This window comes from Limosilactobacillus rudii, from assembly GCF_014145455.1.
Lineage (GTDB): Bacteria > Bacillota > Bacilli > Lactobacillales > Lactobacillaceae > Limosilactobacillus > Limosilactobacillus rudii.
Genome location: NZ_JACIVB010000062.1, coordinates 13742 through 32346, shown reverse-complemented (window position 1 = coordinate 32346; position 18605 = coordinate 13742). Strand labels below are relative to the sequence as shown.

Annotated in this window: 18 protein-coding genes, 1 riboswitch and 1 other annotated feature; of the genes, 5 read left to right on the top strand and 13 right to left on the bottom strand. The window is 38.4% G+C overall.

Going from position 1 to position 18605, the window contains the following annotated elements; all coding sequences use genetic code 11:
• Positions 1-73: 73 nt before the first annotated feature.
• The 3 genes from H5S39_RS09330 to pepV all read right to left on the bottom strand — a co-directional run bounded on the left by H5S39_RS09330 (position 74) and on the right by pepV (position 3271).
• Positions 74-1111, bottom strand: a complete 1038-nt coding sequence (locus tag H5S39_RS09330; protein WP_310735862.1) for a glycoside hydrolase family 73 protein — start codon at positions 1109-1111, stop codon at positions 74-76.
• Positions 1112-1321: 210 nt separating this feature from the next.
• The gene (locus H5S39_RS09325; protein ID WP_182595075.1) at positions 1322-1834 is read right to left on the bottom strand and encodes a universal stress protein; all 513 of its coding nucleotides are present in this window, start codon (positions 1832-1834) and stop codon (positions 1322-1324) included.
• A gap of 30 nt (positions 1835-1864) precedes the next feature.
• Complete coding sequence (gene pepV / locus H5S39_RS09320; RefSeq protein WP_182595076.1) at positions 1865-3271, bottom strand: dipeptidase PepV; 1407 nt, start codon at positions 3269-3271, stop codon at positions 1865-1867.
• A gap of 86 nt (positions 3272-3357) precedes the next feature.
• On the opposite strand from pepV, the gene H5S39_RS09315 reads away from it, so the two are divergent.
• A complete protein-coding gene (locus H5S39_RS09315; protein ID WP_182595077.1) occupies positions 3358-4218 on the top strand; it encodes an NAD(P)H-hydrate dehydratase in 861 nt (286 codons plus the stop codon).
• A gap of 54 nt (positions 4219-4272) precedes the next feature.
• Here H5S39_RS09315 and H5S39_RS09310 read toward each other — a convergent pair whose 3' ends face one another.
• The 6 genes from H5S39_RS09310 to H5S39_RS09285 all read right to left on the bottom strand — a co-directional run bounded on the left by H5S39_RS09310 (position 4273) and on the right by H5S39_RS09285 (position 12490).
• Positions 4273-5922, bottom strand: coding sequence for a putative polysaccharide biosynthesis protein (locus tag H5S39_RS09310; protein ID WP_182595078.1), 1650 nt, complete (start codon positions 5920-5922; stop codon positions 4273-4275).
• Between the two features lie 112 nt (positions 5923-6034).
• Complete coding sequence (locus H5S39_RS09305) at positions 6035-6298, bottom strand: type II toxin-antitoxin system HicB family antitoxin (RefSeq protein WP_182595079.1); 264 nt, start codon at positions 6296-6298, stop codon at positions 6035-6037.
• Between the two features lie 56 nt (positions 6299-6354).
• Positions 6355-8775: a leucine--tRNA ligase gene (gene leuS, locus H5S39_RS09300; RefSeq protein WP_182595080.1), complete on the bottom strand. Its 2421-nt coding sequence runs from the start codon at positions 8773-8775 to the stop codon at positions 6355-6357.
• 61 nt (positions 8776-8836) lie between these two features.
• Positions 8837-9049 (bottom strand) — a binding site (T-box leader).
• Between the two features lie 49 nt (positions 9050-9098).
• Positions 9099-10286 carry a methionine adenosyltransferase gene (gene metK / locus H5S39_RS09295; protein WP_182595081.1) on the bottom strand — a complete coding sequence of 396 codons (1188 nt, stop codon included), beginning with the start codon at positions 10284-10286 and terminating at the stop codon, positions 9099-9101.
• A riboswitch (SMK box riboswitch) is annotated at positions 10284-10395 on the bottom strand. (Overlaps the previous gene by 3 nt.)
• A 48-nt stretch (positions 10396-10443) precedes the next feature.
• Positions 10444-10980, bottom strand: a complete 537-nt coding sequence (locus H5S39_RS09290; protein ID WP_182595082.1) for a DNA-3-methyladenine glycosylase I — start codon at positions 10978-10980, stop codon at positions 10444-10446.
• A 70-nt stretch (positions 10981-11050) separates the two neighbouring features.
• Positions 11051-12490: an MFS transporter gene (locus H5S39_RS09285; protein WP_182595083.1), complete on the bottom strand. Its 1440-nt coding sequence runs from the start codon at positions 12488-12490 to the stop codon at positions 11051-11053.
• Between the two features lie 123 nt (positions 12491-12613).
• Here H5S39_RS09285 and H5S39_RS09280 point away from each other — a divergent pair, with 123 nt between their 5' ends.
• On the top strand, positions 12614-13069 hold the full coding sequence (locus H5S39_RS09280; RefSeq protein ID WP_182595084.1) for a Fur family transcriptional regulator: 456 nt from the start codon (positions 12614-12616) through the stop codon (positions 13067-13069).
• A gap of 70 nt (positions 13070-13139) precedes the next feature.
• Here H5S39_RS09280 and H5S39_RS09275 read toward each other — a convergent pair whose 3' ends face one another.
• Positions 13140-14486, bottom strand: coding sequence for an amino acid permease (locus tag H5S39_RS09275; protein ID WP_182595085.1), 1347 nt, complete (start codon positions 14484-14486; stop codon positions 13140-13142).
• A 134-nt stretch (positions 14487-14620) separates the two neighbouring features.
• Here H5S39_RS09275 and H5S39_RS09270 point away from each other — a divergent pair, with 134 nt between their 5' ends.
• The 3 genes from H5S39_RS09270 to H5S39_RS09260 all read left to right on the top strand — a co-directional run bounded on the left by H5S39_RS09270 (position 14621) and on the right by H5S39_RS09260 (position 16018).
• A complete protein-coding gene (locus H5S39_RS09270) occupies positions 14621-15187 on the top strand; it encodes a VanZ family protein (protein WP_182595086.1) in 567 nt (188 codons plus the stop codon).
• Positions 15188-15198: 11 nt separating this feature from the next.
• Positions 15199-15366, top strand: a complete 168-nt coding sequence (locus tag H5S39_RS09265; RefSeq protein ID WP_182595087.1) for a hypothetical protein — start codon at positions 15199-15201, stop codon at positions 15364-15366.
• A gap of 127 nt (positions 15367-15493) precedes the next feature.
• Positions 15494-16018 carry an HdeD family acid-resistance protein gene (locus H5S39_RS09260; RefSeq protein ID WP_182595088.1) on the top strand — a complete coding sequence of 175 codons (525 nt, stop codon included), beginning with the start codon at positions 15494-15496 and terminating at the stop codon, positions 16016-16018.
• Positions 16019-16072: 54 nt separating this feature from the next.
• Here H5S39_RS09260 and H5S39_RS09255 read toward each other — a convergent pair whose 3' ends face one another.
• The 3 genes from H5S39_RS09255 to H5S39_RS09245 all read right to left on the bottom strand — a co-directional run bounded on the left by H5S39_RS09255 (position 16073) and on the right by H5S39_RS09245 (position 18574).
• Positions 16073-16501 (bottom strand): hypothetical protein, encoded by a 429-nt coding sequence (locus H5S39_RS09255; protein WP_182595089.1) that lies wholly within the window; start codon positions 16499-16501, stop codon positions 16073-16075.
• Positions 16501-18018, bottom strand: a complete 1518-nt coding sequence (locus tag H5S39_RS09250) for a Y-family DNA polymerase (RefSeq protein ID WP_182595090.1) — start codon at positions 18016-18018, stop codon at positions 16501-16503. The genes H5S39_RS09255 and H5S39_RS09250 overlap by 1 nt, the downstream gene beginning before the upstream one ends.
• Positions 18019-18142: 124 nt before the next feature.
• On the bottom strand, positions 18143-18574 hold the full coding sequence (locus H5S39_RS09245) for an Hsp20/alpha crystallin family protein (RefSeq protein WP_182595091.1): 432 nt from the start codon (positions 18572-18574) through the stop codon (positions 18143-18145).
• Between the last annotated feature and the right edge of the window lie 31 nt (positions 18575-18605).

The following is an 18605-nucleotide window of genomic DNA, read 5'->3' as shown; positions in this document are numbered from 1 at the left end:
CCGAGGCTGGGAATCAACTCAGCCTCGTTTCTATTTTAAAAACTAACTACTGACTAATTATCACTAATAAAGGCTATTCTCTTTGCCCTTTTAGTTTATGCCAAAATTCAATGATTCCTGCTGTTCCCAACCCACCTAATAATGATAAATAATGTGGAACATGATTATTATCTTTCTTTGCTTTTACCGAATGCTTACTCACCATCGGTATTGGCCTAATATTTTCATTATTATTAGAAATTGGCAAGGCTTTAACACTTTTATTATCATGAGGGGACAGATCATATTTTGTTAACTGATACGTATCTATTAACTTATTTAATTTTTGATCATAATCTGGATCAGTCGCATAGCATCCTAACAATGCCTTTGTTGCAATACGATAGTTTGTTGCCTTTTTGCGATGGACTCCGCTATATAACGGTGCTTCAAGAGTCTTTGCATAGTTTCGTAATGATTCACTTTCATTTTTATACTGACAGAAATTACTAAAAATCGTAAACTGCCTACCGTGACGGTCATATTCAATTGTCGGTTGATTTATTGTACGGTTGGCAAAATATCCCTTGACTCCAAATAGGTTATAATATGGCGCACGACTTAAAGTACTTCTTCCCCAATCACTCTCTAAAATCGCCTGAGCAATAATAACGGAGGGATACAAATCATATTCTTGCCCAATCTTCTGCGCTGCTTTTGCTATTCGATTGATGAATTTTGCTTGGTAATCTGATGGTAATTGCGGTGGGTAAATATGATCATCAACTTTTAAATTATTTTCGCGGTTCTGCAACGTTGTTTTATCCCTTGTCTCTTTTTCATCGCTCTCACCCGCTGATTGATCAACTGTATCATCGATTACATTTTTATATCCGTGATTCACTGATGTCGCATATTCATTTAAAGCTTGCTCGTATTCTGTCAAATAGGCATTAATGTATTCTTCATCGTGGTTTGCCAACTCTTCCTCATCAACTTGGCAAAAATCTTTTACTGCTTCGCTAGCATCATGCCGTGCAGCCTGCTGTAAACTGTCTGCTTTAACACCCTGCCCGCTTAAGCCCATTAACATAATCATCGCACCGATAATCATTTGTTGTTTTAACATCATAAAAAACACTCCTTCACAACGTCCTATTAATATATATACGTAAAAATTGTGAATTTGCATTTTTATAAGTAAAACAAATTGATAATTAAGATCATCTCTTATCTTAACTGCTTAAAGCCACAACTTAATAAAGCCCTTTAAACCAACATCTTTGCTGATTTAAAGGGCTTCTCTTATATCTCAAATATTAAATTATTTACTCAGTTAATTTTACATCTCTGGATACGTTGATTCTTTAATGTCTAACTTTTGGTTTTCCAAATTTGTTTTAACCACTGTTACATCACAAGGAGCTTCGCGAATAGTATACGCTGCTGTCGAACCAACAAGTAGTCGTCCCACAACATTTAAGCCGGTTGCGCCAATAATGATTAAATCAATCCCATTTTTTTGAGGATAATGTTCGGCAAGTTCAACCTTGGCATTACCAATTTCGACAGCCGTTTCGATTTCTTTAACTCCTGCTGCTGCAGCTTTCTTCTTATAGGCTGCTAACTTCTTTTGCATCGTCTCAACAGCTGAATCATAGATACTATGGCTAACAAAACCATATCCACCTGGCCCCGTTGTTGGGTAGCGCTCACCATTAATAATACTCAATAAGTATAATTTTGCATCATTTGTCTTTGCAACATCAATTGCCTTGGTAAACGCCATATCAGACTGTTTTGATCCATCGATACCAACTAAAATTTTTTGATAACTCATTTTTGACACCTCCATACCTTATTCTGCTTTTATTTTAGCACAATCTTATTCTGTAACGAGATTATTAATCGCTTCCATGTAAATAGCCATCGATGTAATTAGGTCGTTAACTGGCTGGTATTCATTGGCTTGGTGCATTGTATTTGGTGTATGCGGCATCAATGCCCCAAATGCTACCCCCCGTTTCATAAGACGACCATAGGTACCACCACCTACAACTTCAGGCTTAGCATCAGTATCACCAGTCTGATTAATATAAGCCTGCATTAGTGTCTTAACAATTGGGTCATCAGGATCAACATAATGCGGTTCTTGTGCCGGTCCTTGTTTAACATCGATATTAAGTTTATCTGCAACTCTCTTAACGGTATTTTCTAAGTTATCTGGAGTTACCCCTTTAGGAAAGCGGAAGTTCATATCAATATGCCCACCTTCAGCTGCATCAAACTTTAAAATTCCAGCGTTCATCGTTAATTCACCCATTACCGGATCAGCAAAGGCACCACCATCGAAGCCGTTCATTCGGGTATCGAGGTGAAGGTAGTCGGCAAGAAATTCAATAAAGCTCTTAGCACCACCGGCAAAATCATACTGATTCAAGAATTTAGCAAGGTACGTTCCAGCGTTAATTCCCTTCTCCGGCTCCATTCCATGAGCAGCCTTACCAATAACGGTAATTTTAAGCCCTCTATCAGTCGATTCGATATTGCCGTCTACCGGGTTTTCCTCAATAAAGTGACCAAAATCATTAGTAATTTCTTGTGGATTGTCCGTTCGCATAATCGCAACAGCTTCTCGAGGAACCATGTTAAACCGCAAACCAGATTCAAAATTAATGAGTTGCGTCGATGCATCTCCATTGCCAGCAGGAACGTCAAGTAACAACGAAACCTGCCCCTTCTCACCATTTATTACTGGGAATTCAGCATCTGGAGAAAAACCAAGCGTTGGCGCCGGCTCAACTTCAAAGTACCGGTGCATCCCGGTCCAATTACTTTCTTCGTCAGTGCCGACAATAAAACGAACCTTTTTATTAAACTTAATACCTTGGTCTTTCAGATACTTGAGAGCATAATAAGCAGCCATTCCAGGTCCTTTATCATCTGAAGCTCCTCGTCCATATAATTTTCCATCCTTAATTACAGGATCAAAGGGGTCTGTATCCCACCCTTTGCCTGCTGGCATTACATCTAGGTGGGCTAAAATTGCTAGGGTTTCGTCACCTTCACCCCACTCTGCATAGCCAACAAGGTTATCAATATTTTTTACTTTAAAACCGTCTTGTTCTGCCATTTCCAAAAAAGCTTTTAATGCTTGAGCCGGACGTGGCCCAAGCGGATATTCATCAGTAGCAGCTGCATCATCACGCACACTAGGAATCTTCATTAACGCCACGAGGTCATTCAAATAGTTTTCTTTCTGTGCTTCAGCCGCTTTCATCCATTCAGTCATTATAATCCCTCCAAAATATTCTACTTTGACTAATTTTAATGATACCATTAAACTGTTTAGTAAATAAATAATAAGGAGTCTTAAACGTGGAAAAGCTTACTGACCAAATCCTTAAAGATGTTATTACACCGCGACCGCAAAATAGTTTTAAAGGAACTTTTGGTAAGGTGACCCTAGTTGGCGGTAATCACAACTTCGGGGGAGCAATCATCATGGCATCAATGGCTGCTGTATGTGCTGGTGCCGGATTAGTGACAACCGCCACTGATAAAAGTAATTCCAGTCCCCTCCATTCACAATTACCGGAAGCAATGTTTGCTGATTTTACTAATGATAAGCAAGTTGCTGATCTTGTTCAAGCAGCTACCAGTGTAGTCGTTGGACCTGGCCTTGGCGATGATGAATCAAGCCTTCAAATATTAAAAAATGTTTTTGCCAATACTAATGACCAACAAAATGTTATTATCGATGGTTCGGCTATCACCCTAATGGCACACGAAAATATCGATCAACCGCACGGTAATATTATCTATACCCCCCACGAAATGGAATGGCAACGGCTATCAGGAATTAAAATTGGTGAACAGACAGAAGACAAAAATAAGATTGCTCAGCAAAAACTAGGAGCCACAGTTGTTTTAAAGAAACATCACACCGAAATTTACACTAGCAATCAAGTATATCAATTACCAATTGGAACACCTGCACAGGCGGTCGGTGGAATGGGTGATACTTTAGCTGGAATTGTTGGTGGCTTTACCGCCGAGTTCAACGATAAACCCGCTGAGGCTGTTCTTGCCGCCGTTTATGTGCACAGTGCGATTGCCGAAAAGATTGCTGAAAGTCAATATATTGTTCTTCCTCACCAAATCAGTCGTGCTTTACCGGCTTTTATGAAGAAGATGGAAAAACTTGAAGATGATCATCATATTGGCTTTTTGAACTAAATAATAAAAGGAGTTGAGATTCAGCTGCACTAATGCAACTAAAATCTTAACTCCTTATTTTATATGCAATAATATACGCAATCTTTCTACTCGTGGGCCAAGCAACCGGTCTGCTAAACGTGACTTAAGAATTAGGTATAAGTAAATACCTACACCAACCAGTACTCCTGGAATCAGCGAGAAAAACGCTGTGTAACGACCATATGAACTAACAAAGTGCCCAATAATCAACATTACAATCTTGGTTCCAACAAACATTACCAATGAATAAGCCAAAATTTGATTTGTCGGAACAGCCATCTTATCAAAACGAAGATTAAATTCCATATTAAAAGAATGAAGGATCAAGTAGTTAACAACAAACATTGAAATTCCAGTTGCTACTAACGGACCAACCCCCTCAAAAATCCAAATACATGGAAACTGAACAAGAAATTTTACGATTATACCAATACCAAGGAAAGTCATCATTTTTTTATTTTCAGATATTCCCTGCATCATCGCTGCTCCTACCGTGTAGAGGCCGAGTAAGATTGAGATATAGGCGGATACTTGAAGAACAACTACCCCTGCTGCATCATAACGATAAAAGACAGTGTAAATTTGCTGTGAAACGGCAGATAACCCTAACGCTGCCGGAATCATTACAAAGTAAAATAACAGGAGAACATTTTGAATTTGCTTGCGCATCCCCTCATGATCATTTTGAGCTCTAGCAGTTGCAAGCAGTGGAATCACTGTTGCCGCCATTGCCGATGCCAACGAAATTACGATCATGTATAGCTTATTAGCATTAAATGAAAAAAGCGCGTATAACACTGTAACCTGATAATGGGAAAAGTGACCAACCATTGACATCATCCGTGGGAACGTATATTGGTCAATTAATTGATAAAGATTAATCCCACCTTCAATAATGATGAACGGAATTGATTGATAAACAATTTTAAGAATTAGGCTCGTAGTTGAAACTTCAGCATTAGATACACTATGTTGAACGAGCTCATTCATCTCGTTTAGGTGACGTAACCATGCAATTATTAACACAATGATGGCGCCAAGTGCACCAACAAATGCCGCAAACGTCGATTGGGTAACAGCACTAACCCAACTTCCATGCTTGATCTTCATAATAAAATATGTGGCAGCAAGCATGTAAATAACCCTAAAAAGTTGTTCAACAAACTGTGACATTGCCGATGGTGCCATCCAATTATAACCTTGTAAAAAGCCTCGCGTGATCGACATTGCTGGAATAATCAAAACCGCCCATGCTAAAGACTGGATAACTGGAATAACATTCGGGTCTCCGTTATCCATTAACGAAGCCCCAAAGAGCATAATAATAGCACAAATCATCCCCATCACCATTGAAACATACATTCCTGAGTGATATAGACGCCTACTAACACCATACTCATTAATCCCATTGTAATGTGCAACCAGTTTTGAGATTGCTGATGGAATCCCCGCCGTTGCAATTACTAAGAAGTACGAATAGATATTATAACCCTGAGCAAATAATGCATTAGCTTCATTACTATAGGCGCCAAACCATGTTACCCATGGAATAATATAAATTGCTCCTAATATCCGTGAAGTAATACTTCCCGCAGTCATCCAAGCTGATCCACTCAACATCTTTTCGCGAGCATCTTTTTTAACCGCGGTACCGCTCAAATCATTTATTTTATTTTCCTCCATGATTTGTTGCAATCCTACCTTTTTATTTAATCGAATAAAAACAATCTTAACTATTTTATCGTGAATAGAAGACTGACGCAATTCGATTTAGACTTTTTAATATTTCTTTAACTTAGTACTGGTCTAAGTCAACCGTTACTATTTTAATAATCTTCTGTGGATTTTTTGCTTGAAGACTTTTTAAATCACTCGGGTGCGGTGCTTTTTCAAAATGCCCTAATTTGTCATTAACTGTAATTGCAAGTCCTAATTTTGCAAATTCCATTGCTTCTTTCATTGTTTTTCCCTGGGTAAATGCCTCAGGTAAATCTGGAAAGTCTACTTGAATTTCATTTTCTGTGGGGGTGAAAAAAGCGGGATATTTTACTATTTCCATTCAATTCTCCTTCAACAAAAAAGGCCTGACTAATGTCACAGCCTTCTTTGATTTAATTATTTAGCAACAATATTAACAATCTTATTAGGAACAACGATGACCTTTTTAATATCTTTGCCATCAGTAAATTTCTTAACGTGTTCGTTAGCTAAAGCTTGTTTTTGTGCCTCATCACGGTCAGTATCCTTTGCCATCTTGATCTTGGCACGAACTTTTCCGTTAACTTGGACAATCATCTCAACACTATCTTCTTCCAGCGCCTTTGGATCATAAGTTGGCCATGGTTGGTAAGTAATCGTATCGCTAACACCAAATTGACTCCACAGTTCTTCAGCCATGTGAGGCATAATCGGTGAAATCATCTTAACAAAGCCTTCCATGTATTCGACTGGTAAATCATCAACTTTATAAGCTTCGTTAACAAAGACCATCAGTTGTGAAATAGCAGTATTAAAGTGCATCCGTTCATAATCTTCAGTTACCTTTTTAACTGTTTGATTATAAACCTTTGTTAATTTGCCGTCATTGTATGTTGAAATTCGGTCGCGAAGATGATTATTGTCATCCATCAACAACCGCCATACCCGGTGAACCCACTTGTTAGCACCATGAAGGCCTTTTTCATCCCATGGAACTGACTCTTCAAGAGGACCCATGAACATTTCATAAAGGCGAAGGGTATCGGCACCATATTGGTCAACAATGTCATCCGGATTAACAACATTTCCTTTTGACTTCGACATTTTTTCATGATTAGCACCAAGAATCATTCCCTGATTAACCAGCTTCATAAATGGTTCCTTAGTTGGTACCAAGCCAAGATCATAAAGAACTTTATGCCAAAAACGAGCATAGAGGAGATGCAAAACCGCGTGTTCAGCTCCACCTACATACAAATCAACTGGTGACCAATAATCAAGCGCTTCTTTAGAGGCAAATTCTTTATCATTGTGCGGATCTGTATAACGGAGCCAGTACCATGATGAACCAGCCCATTGTGGCATCGTATTAGTTTCCCGTAGACCATGACGACCATTTTCGTCATAAACATTAACCCAGTCTTCAACATTGGCAAGCGGACTCTCACCTGTTCCCGATGGTTCAATATTATCGGTATCAGGAAGCTTTAATGGTAATTCATCTTCCGGTACTAGTGAAGTCGTTCCGTCATCCCAGTGAATAACCGGAATTGGTTCTCCCCAGTAACGTTGCCGACTGAAAATCCAGTCGCGAAGACGATAATTAACCTTCTTGTGACCGGCATTATGTTCTTCAAGCCAAGCAATCATCTTATCCTTAGCGGCAGCAATTGTTAAGCCGTCTAGGAATCCAGAGTTAATATGCTTACCATCACCGCTAAAGGCACCTTCTGAAAGGTCTGCTCCCTCAATAATTGGCTTAATTGGGAGGTCAAACTTCTTTGCAAAATCATAATCACGCTGATCACCTGAAGGAACAGCCATCACCGCCCCTGTTCCATAAGAGGCAAGGACATAGTCACTAATCCAGATTGGTAGCTTTTCTCCATTTACCGGGTTAATTACGTATGAACCAGTAAATACACCAGTCTTATCCTTATTTAAGTCCGTTCGCTCAAGGTCAGACCGCCGGGAAGCTTCTTCTTTGTATTTTGCAACTTCTTCTTTGTGCTCTGGGGTTGTTAATTGGTCAACTAGTTCTTGCTCTGGTGCTAAAACAACGTATGATGCACCAAACAAAGTATCAGCACGGGTCGTGAAGACTTCAATCTTGGTATCTTCATCGCCAGCTACCGGGAAGAATACTGATGCCCCCTCAGAGCGGCCAATCCAATTTCGCTGCATTTCTTTAACGCTTTCTGGCCAGTCAACTAAGTCTAAGTCGTCAATTAGCCGGTCAGCATAAGCAGTAATCTTTAGGACCCATTGCTTCATTGGCTTCCGGTAAACCGGGTAGCCACCCCGCTTTGTCTTACCATCTTCAACTTCTTCGTTAGCAACAACAGTTCCTCCCATGAAATCAGGAGCCCAGTTAACCATAATTTCACTTTCGTATGCAAGACCCTTTTTATATAATTGCTCAAAAATCCATTGTGTCCACTTATAGTATTCTGGGTCAGTGGTATTAACTTCCCGGTCCCAATCATAAGAAAAACCAAGGGACTGAATTTGGTCCCGGAAATGATCAATATTTTTATTAGTGAATTCTTTAGGATTATGCCCTGTCTTTAATGCATATTGTTCCGCCGGTAGTCCGAAAGCATCCCAACCCATGGGGTGAAGAACATTAAAGCCTTGCATCCGTTTTAATCGTGACATCACATCAGTTGCAGTATATCCCTCTGGATGACCAACGTGAAGTCCCTGTCCTGAAGGGTATGGGAACATATCCAATGCGTAATACTTCTTTTGATCTTTATTAATATCAGCTTTAAATGTTTGGTTCTTTTTCCAAAACTTCTGCCACTTTTTTTCAATCGACGTATGATCGTAAGCCATTATTATCGCTCCTTAGTATTATTTTCTAATAAATCGTAATAAAAAAGTCTCGTAGAAAATCCTACGAGACGAAATTAAATCCGCGGTACCACCCGTCTTCCATGATAAACATGGCGCTTAGGACCTTAACGCGGTAAACGTCATTACCTACTAATAATGATTCAGTAATGATCATTTATAGATGAGTTCGTAATTAGCTGTCCACTTGTTTACACCACCACAAGCTCTCTGGATACTCAGCTAAAGACTACTACTTCTATTACGATTAAATATTTAACGCTTATTCTAACAACCAGCATTAATGATTGCAAGCATTATCTCTATTAACCTAAAATTTTCTTTAATTCATCAACTTTATCAAGGTGTTCCCATGGTAAGTCAACATCTGTCCGGCCAAAATGACCATAAGCAGCGGTCTGCTTGTAAATTGGCCGCTTTAAGTCAAGCATCTCAATAATTCCTGCAGGACGAAGATCAAATACTTTACGTACAGCCGCAATCAATTCATCTTCAGTCCGCGTACCAGTACCATAAGTATTAATCATAATTGAAACTGGTTCTGCAACCCCAATTGCATATGCAACCTGGATTTCTGCCTTCTTAGCATAGCCAGCAGCAACAATATTCTTCGCAATATACCGTGCAGCATAACTTGCAGAACGGTCAACCTTTGTAGCGTCCTTTCCAGAAAAGGCCCCACCACCATGGTGAGCAGCTCCGCCATAAGTATCAACAATAATCTTTCGGCCAGTTAAACCTGCGTCTCCCTGTGGACCACCGATTACAAAGCGTCCGGTTGGATTGATGAAGTACTTAGTCTTGTCATCAAGGTATTTTTCTGGAATAACTGCCTTGATAACTTGTTCTTTTACATCCTTTTTGATCTGGTCTAATGATACTTCAGGGTCATGCTGAGTGCTTAATACAACTGTATCCACTCTTACAGGCTTATCATTTTCATCGTATTCAACAGTCACTTCTGCCTTTGCATCTGGACGAAGGTATGAAACAACCCCATCTTTACGTAATTGAGCAATCTTACGCATTAATTTGTGACTCAATACCAATGTAAGTGGCATGTATTCAGGTGTCTCATCTGTTGCGTAGCCAAACATTAATCCTTGGTCACCAGCACCAATTTGGTCAAGCGGATCAGCATCGCCTTCACGAGTTTCTAGAGAATCATCAACCCCTTGAGCGATATCAGGTGACTGTTCATCGATTGCAGTAATAACCGCGCAGTTATCAGCATCAAAGCCGTACTTACCATCAGTGTAGCCAATCTTTCTAATCGTATCACGAACAATCTTTTGAATGTTAACGTAAGCCTTAGTAGAAACTTCACCAAAAACTAGTACTAAACCAGTAGTTACTGACGTCTCTACCGCGACCCGTGAATCAGGATCTTTTTCAAGTAAGGCATCTAAAATTGCATCACTGATTTGATCAGCAATCTTATCCGGATGTCCTTCTGAAACTGATTCAGATGTAAATAAATGTCGTTCTGCCATTTTCTAATTCCCCCATATTCTATTGAAACTTTCAACAGTTTGTAGTTGCGGTTACAAGGCATCTTCACGTTCAGACGTGAATCCTATCGGGAATTGCTTCATAACGAAAATAATCTTAGCATAGTTTCCAACCAACAATCAATGATAATCCGTAACATTATTCTAATCGAGCATTTACCATCCCTACTGCAGTCATGAATGAATAGATAATTGTTGGTCCAATAAATTTAAATCCGGCTTTACGCATTTGCCTTGATATTTCCTGAGACTTTCGAGTCTGTGCTGGTAAATTCTCACCTTCAGTTAAAACTAAACGTTGTGCTTTTCCACCAACAAATTGCCAAATGTAATCGTTAAAGGTTATATTCTTTTTTCTAAGCTGAAGAATCACATTGGCATTATTAACTACTGCCTCAATCTTTCGCCGGTTACGAATAATTGTTGGATCTGCGCAAAGCTGTTCTATCTTTTTTTTATCAAAAGTTGCGACTTCTTCAATCACAAAATTTGCAAAAGCCTGCTCAAATGCAGCACGACGTTTCCAAATCGTCTGCCATGTTAGTCCAGCTTGAAAAAGCTCAAGCGAAAGCATCTCAAATAGTTTTTGATCATTATGAACTGGGAACCCCCAGTAATGATCATAATATTCTTGCATCTCAACGGACGAATTTGCCCATGCTGGTCGCCTTATCATTTTGCTAGTCCTCCTTGAAAAGAAAATAAGGAAGCGATTCTTCACTCCCTTATAAATATATACGTAAAATTTATGCTTTTACACTTTCCTTTTTAGTATTTTTTAGCATTAATGCCAAAACTAAACCAATAATCTCAATGACAACCATCCCAATAAAGACAAGATGGTAACCGTGTAACGATGCTGCTTGACTCGCACTGCCCTGTTGAATAGCATTAGCTGTTGCAACAGTCAAGACTAACGTTGAAATAGTAACACCAGCGGATCCAAGAACCTGACGAACAGTTGTAATTACAGCTGTCCCATGAGGAACCAAGTTGTCTGGTAAGGCATTGGCACCGAGGGTCACTGCTGGCATCATTACAAAGGCATTTCCGCCCTCAATAACCATCGCACAAAGAATCATCCCCAAAAGACTAAGACGGTTAAGCATTAATGTGCCTGCAACCCAGCCAATGATTATCATCATCATTCCAACTAGCATTGTCGGCTTAAAGCCAATTTTATCTGCTAGTTTACCTGATAGCGGATTAAGGATGCTCAAAAATACCGCACCAGGAACCAGTGACATTCCAGATACAAACGGGCTAACCTTTAGAACACCTTGATAATATAGCGGAAAAATAATGGTAGTTACAATCAATGCGATATACGAAATTGATGTTAGTAAAATTGCTAGGTCATAATTAAAGGTTTTCATTACTCGTAACTCTAATAGCGGGTGTTGAAGGTGTAACTGACGAATACAGAACCAAATAACTGCTAAAATGCTGATAATAAAGATTGTCCCATTAACACCCCACGCAGTACTCTTTTTACCAACTTGGTCAATAACATACATAATTCCAATCAAGCCGACCAATAGGATAACAGATAACCAATCTAAATGGCTTTCATGACGTTCCATTACGTCCTGAATCAAACCGCTTCCTGCCATTACAATAATTACCGTAATCACAATCATAAAGAATACGAAAAGACTCTTCCAATCAAAGAATTTGAGAATAATCCCTGAAACAATTGGTCCACATGCAAGAGCTGATCCCATTACTAACCCGGCAATGCCCATTGTTGTTCCCCGTTCATCTTTGGGGGTAATTTCTAACAATACTGTTTGGTAAGATGGAAATAAAACACCAACTGCAAATGCTTCCATTGCCCGACCAATCATCATAAACCAAAAGCCATTAACTCCCAATGATGCGGGCGTTAAAACAATCATTAATGAACCAATATCAAATAAGGCTAAAGCGCCAATAAACATGGTCTTAAAGCTAAGATTATTCAACATCCATGGACTGATAGGCATACTGACACACATCACTAACATAAATCCGGTTGTCAACCACTGAACAGTGGAAGCCGAAATCCCAAATGCGTTCATTAATGTCGGATAAGCCGTTGAAAGCGATGATTGGCTAATTGACATCGTAAACGTACCAACTAATAGTGTAAAAATAAACCAAAAGCGACTATATTCTTTACCGTTTTGGGCAATGCTTTGATCCATAAAACTCTCTCCCTATTTAGAATAATTATTATCTAATACTTCACTATTATATGTTTTGAATTGGTGAATGTAAATGTTATAATTATATTAGATTATAATTATTTTAAGAAAGGAGGAAATATTATGGCAGAAGCAGAATTTGATCGCGCTCTTGACCATTTACGAGAAAATAAAGTACGTCTTACACCACAACGAAAAGTAATTCTTAACTACCTAATCAACCATCACACACACCCCAGCGTTGAAATGATTTATGATGATTTAAAAGATAGCGTCGATAATATTAGCATGGCGACCGTATATAATACCCTTAAGCTTTTAGTAGATTATAACCTTGTTATTGAATTAAAAAATGGTGATGGTAGTACCCATTTTGATTATTTTGGGCATCCCCATTACCATGTTGTCTGTGACAATTGCGGAAAGATTTCCGACGTTTTTGACGACCACTTTACAGAAATTACCAAAGACATGGCAAACATGACTCGCCAAAAAACTGGTTACCTAGTTACTGGTAATAATATTGAAGTTCACGGGCTTTGTCCTGATTGCCAACGTAAACTACATTTAAACCGTTAACAAATACTATAACCCCTAAAAAAGGGATCAAACACATTTGTAGCTTGATCCCTTTTCGTTTACAAATAAACTAATCATTTTTTTGTGCTAATGATGCAATTGCTAAAATAATAAACCATACCATCGTCAATAATAGAGCAATTAAAGTTTGTTTTTCCATGCATAAAACGACTAAGACGACGATTAGAAATCCTAAAATTAAATAGTCGGTAAACGGTGCTCCAGGCATTTTAAACGCTCTTGTTGAATGCTGACATTTAAGGTACTTAAGATGAGCTAAAATAATAACAGCCCAAACAAATAGAAAACTAGTAGTGGCAATACTTGAAACAAGCGTAAAAACACCATTGGGGATAATAAGATTCAAAATTGTCGCAATTCCGATAACCAGTGCTGAAATAATAATTGCAATCGCCGGCACCGATTTTTTCGATAGCCGACTAATTTTACGAATGCTTGGTCGGCGTGCATTCGCTGTTAATTCTGCCAGCATGCGCCCAGTTGTATAAAGCGAACTATTACATGCGGAAGCCGCAGCAGTAATTACAACAAAATTAACGATACTTGCCGCTCCTGGCAATCCAATATCACGGAAAACAAGTACAAACGGGCTATTGTTTGGGGAAAGCTTATTCCAGGGATAAATGCACATTATTACCGCCAAAGCACCAATATAAAACAACATAATTCTTACCGGGATTCCGTTGATTGCTTTCGGAATAACAACTTTAGGATTCTCAGCTTCCGCGGCAGTCACACCTACCATTTCAATTCCGACAAATGCAAAGACAACCATTTGAAAAGATAGCAAAAAGCCCTTAAAGCCTGTTGCAAAAAAGCCACCATAATTCACCAAGTTCGCCGGTGTCGATAAATAACCACCTGCTGAATGAAAACGAACTACAACCAAAAGGACTCCAACTGCAATTAAAATAATAATTGCTAAAATTTTTACCAACGCAAACCAAAATTCTAATTCACCAAACGTGCTTACTTTCATTAAGTTTAGGCACAATAAAACGAGCAAGGTTAACAGCCCCGGGATCCACTGCGGAACATGGGGCAGCCATAATTGAAAATACAACCCAATCGCAGTAATTTCTGCCATTGCCAATGCAATCCAGCATACCCAGTAAGCCCAGCCCATCACAAAACTAACTCGGCTACCCAAATAATCACGAATTGCATCCATAAATGATCGATATTGTAAATTAGATAACAACAATTCGCCAAGCGCACGCATAATCCCGAAGCAAACAATTCCGGTAATTACATACGCTAGCAGAATTGCTGGACCAGCAGCATGAATTGCCTTTCCCGAGCCAAGAAAAAGACCGGTTCCAATTGTTCCACCAAGTGCCATTAACTGAATATGGCGACTTTTTAGTTTTCTTGTAAATTGTTGTTTTTCTACCATGATACTTATTCTCCCTAATAGTTGAAGATTTCTTAATAGCTTATTACATTACTAGCCATTAGTTCCAAAATCAACTATGATATATAACATTGAAAATTAATTGTACACCATTTTTCTTATGAGGAGAATTAACATTGCGAGCTTTAATTCATTGGATTCCATTTTTTATTTATTTCTTTGCAGGAACAATCCTAATTACCCATAACCATTTATGGGAACGTTTTTCTTCAAAGAGCCAGCACTTCACAATTACAACACTGTTTATTTACTTAACTGCAATTGACTGGCTATGCCTTACTCCTACCATGTTTAATTTTAACTCTGCAAATAAGTTGTTATTCTATTTTCATGGTGCTCCATTCAACATTATTCCCCTACAAGGATTAAGCGAAGAATTTTTTCTTAACGTCATCATGACAGTTCCCTTTGGCATTTATCTTTATTTAATTAATCATCAAATGCCGTTTACCCACGCTATTTTATATGGTTTCTTATTTAGCTTTTTTATTGAAAGCAACCAATTTGTTTGTGATTTGCTTTTTCATATTGGTCGTGTCGCCGATGTGGATGATTTGATTAGCAACACATTAGGAACTACAATTGGCTTTGCAGTAATGATTATGCTAGATCAAACAGTTTTTCACCATATCATTAAACAATTCATGCTGATTGGCGGGAAATCTGATAAACTGAATAACTGAGGTGGTAGAAGATGATTACAAACGAACAACGGGCACATGATATTGCACTTACTATCCTTCAATCACGGGTAAAAGACTTAAAACCAATTGAAGCATATCATGAATATGTCAATTCATTATTACCAATCTTAAAAGAGATTGATAAAGATTTTCCCAACGGAATTAAGGAACACCTTTAATTTCCCGGGAAATATCATAAGCCATAGGTTAAGAAACAGTCTTAGTCTATGGCTTTTATCTTTGCTTGTGTTATTACTTCAATTGAACTATGATATTAATGATTTTATATTAAAGGGAGGTTTTACGATGTTCGAGGAAACTAAGAAAGGCTTTGACTGGTTTAGTTTGATTGTCGGAATTCTATTTTTAATTGCTGGAATTGCTTCTTTTAATCGTCCAGATCGTACCTTGCGCTTTCTAGCAATTGTTGCTGGAGTCGCATTTATTTTTCGTGGTATTTATGAATTATGGTTCCGACAACGCATTAGTCAGCTACTTCAAGAAGCTTCTGGTTGGTTAATTTTCTCTGCAATATTGGATATTATTTTAGGAATTATCTTCCTCTTCCAACCAAGCTTTGGTGTGCTATTCATCGCTATTATCTTTGCAATTTGGTTTATCCTTGATTCAATTACAGAACTGCTTAGCGCTAAGTTCTTCAAAGAATTTCATCGGGGATATTACTGGTTTATTATTATTCTCGCAATAATCAGTCTGATTTTAGGAATTATCCTACTCTTCAGTCCATTGCTTTCTGCGATTACTGTTGTATGGTTAGTTTCAACTTTCTTGATTGTTTTTGGAATTATGAAGATTATTCAAGCATTCTAACTTAAAGGTCGCTAACGTGTCATTGCCTGTCGGCTATAAACGTTAACGACTTTTTTATTTTTGCTGAATTTTGCGAATATTTTGGATAACAATTGCTCGTCCATCTTCAAATAGTAATTTATGAGTATGATGATTAATTTGTTTTAACTTTCCGGTATATTCTTCATAAAATCCTGTTTGGCCATTAAAATATTCAACTTTTAAGATTGGAAATGGTTTTTGATGCCTAATCTTAGCTAATTGTACCTGCACGCGATAAGCTATATCAACCGATGGATAATTCTTATGCTGGTACTTATCCGCTATTTCATTCAATAGCTTGTGATATCCCGTCAAAGCAGCAAAAGGAGCAAATTGTGCGGCGCGATCTTCACGCGGCATTGGTAAATGAGCTGATGATTGGGGACGGGAACAATTCATAATATCACGATAAGATGATGTATCACTAAACAATGCTTCTTCAATTTGCTCTTTATTTTCCATTAAGCTTGATGTCCTCCAATCTGTTTATTTCTTTCAACTAAGGTCGCACTCTTTTTTAAATCTGCTGCCCTGATAATTACATTTTTGCCAAAATCTTGTTGTAATCCAAGAACTAATTTCTGTAGTTGCTGGTCTTTTTGCTCTGTTGCTTGCTTCACGTAATGACTTTGTTGGTGTGTCTTCGTATCCATAAACAAATCTAATTGTTCACTATAAGATTCCTGCTGAGCAGCTGCCGGAGAAAGTAAATGATTTGCAATTACTGTAATTTTGCGGGTCGTCAATTGCCGATTAGTTCTCGTATCATAGAGCTGCATAAAGTAAGCCATCAATTCGGTAGCTGAAGCAGTCGGCAACGGCAGTGCGATTGTTGCGTGCATCGGTTTAGGGATACGTCGTCCATAAAAATCGTTTACTAAACTTCCTTGGTACTCTTCTCTAGTGACATTTGAAATATCGTATGACAAAAAAAGACCAATCTGATCTGTCATCATCCCCTGTTTTGTTAATTGAAGAGCTAACGAATTAACCATTTCCTTAACAATTAACCGCGTTTCTGCAAAATTATAAGGACGAGTAAGAACCTGTCCTGAATAAATCCCATGATCTGACGAATGATAATTTTTAATATCTGCAATCGTTGTCGGTTCATACCCCCACGCATGATCAATAATTATTTCAGCATTTTTACCAAACTCACGATATAAAACCTCTTCATTCATTTCATCAGAAAGTTTGCCAAGCGAGCAACGTGCAATATCCCCCATTGTATTTAGCCCCAGCTTTTTGAGCCGTCGCGCATAACCATGACCAATACGCCAAAAATCGGTAAGTGGTTGGTGCGCCCACAGATAACGACGAAACGAGTACTCCGTCATTTGAGCAATTCGCACCCCATCCTCATCACCAGGAATTCGCTTTGCAACAATATCCATCGCTACTTTTGCCAAGAAAAGGTTAGTTCCAATACCAGCAGTAGCAGTAATCTGAGTCTCAGCCTTGATAGTTTGAATAATTTCTTTAGCAAGGACGCGTGCACTAACATGATGCTCAACAAGATAATCGGTTACATCCATTAATACTTCGTCAATCGAGTACACATGAATTTTTTCCGGCGGTAAATAGCGCAAGTAGATCTCATATATCTCTGCGCTTTTCTTTAAATAAAAGCCCATCCGCGGTTTTACAATTCGAAAGCCAACCCGAAATTCAGGATTCTTTTTCAGCTCTTGTCGATAAATTGACGTTACAGCCGATAATCGATGATGTGGCATTTTGAGAGTTCGTTCACGATTTAGTTGGTCAATTCGCTGGATGACCTTATATAAACGCGCACGACCGGATACGCCAAATTGTTTTAGCGCAGGCGAAACTGCTAAACAGATTGTTTTAGTTGTTCGTGATTCATCAGCAACAACAAGATTGGCATCCAATGGGTCCAATCCATATTCTGCACACTCAACTGACGCATAAAAGGACTTTAAATCAATAGCCAGATATGTCGGTTGTATTGCCATCAGTGTTTACTCCTCATTCTTGATTAATAACTCTATTATACCCATGTCCAAACATATGTTCAAGGGAAGGGCAAAATTAAGAGGGCCAACATTACTGTCATCACTAGCCCTCTTAGTTAATTATTTATTCAATTTCAATATGACTATCGTCGTCAAGCTCTTCACTCTTTTTCGGTAGCGTAATTGTCAGTACACCGTTAGTATATTGAGCTTTAATCGCCTTTCTGTCAGCATCAGGCAAACGATATTGCCGGCTCATTTGTCCGTAACGCCGTTCACTATGTAAAATATTACCTTCCTTATCACTATCGTCATCAAAGGTATCACGCCGACCAGTTACTGTTAAAATATCATTAGCATAACTAATATGGATATCCTTTTTGTCAAATCCCGGCATATCAATCTTAACCGTATAAGATTTGTCACTTTCCGCAACATCTGTCTTCATGTGATTTGCAACTGGAGTTAAATCAGAGAAGAAATCATCGTTCATCAAATTACGCATATTCATCAGATTATCAAAAAAATTATTACGGTTTTGTAATTCATTAGCCATACCGAACTCTTCCTTTCTTTCTCATGATTCA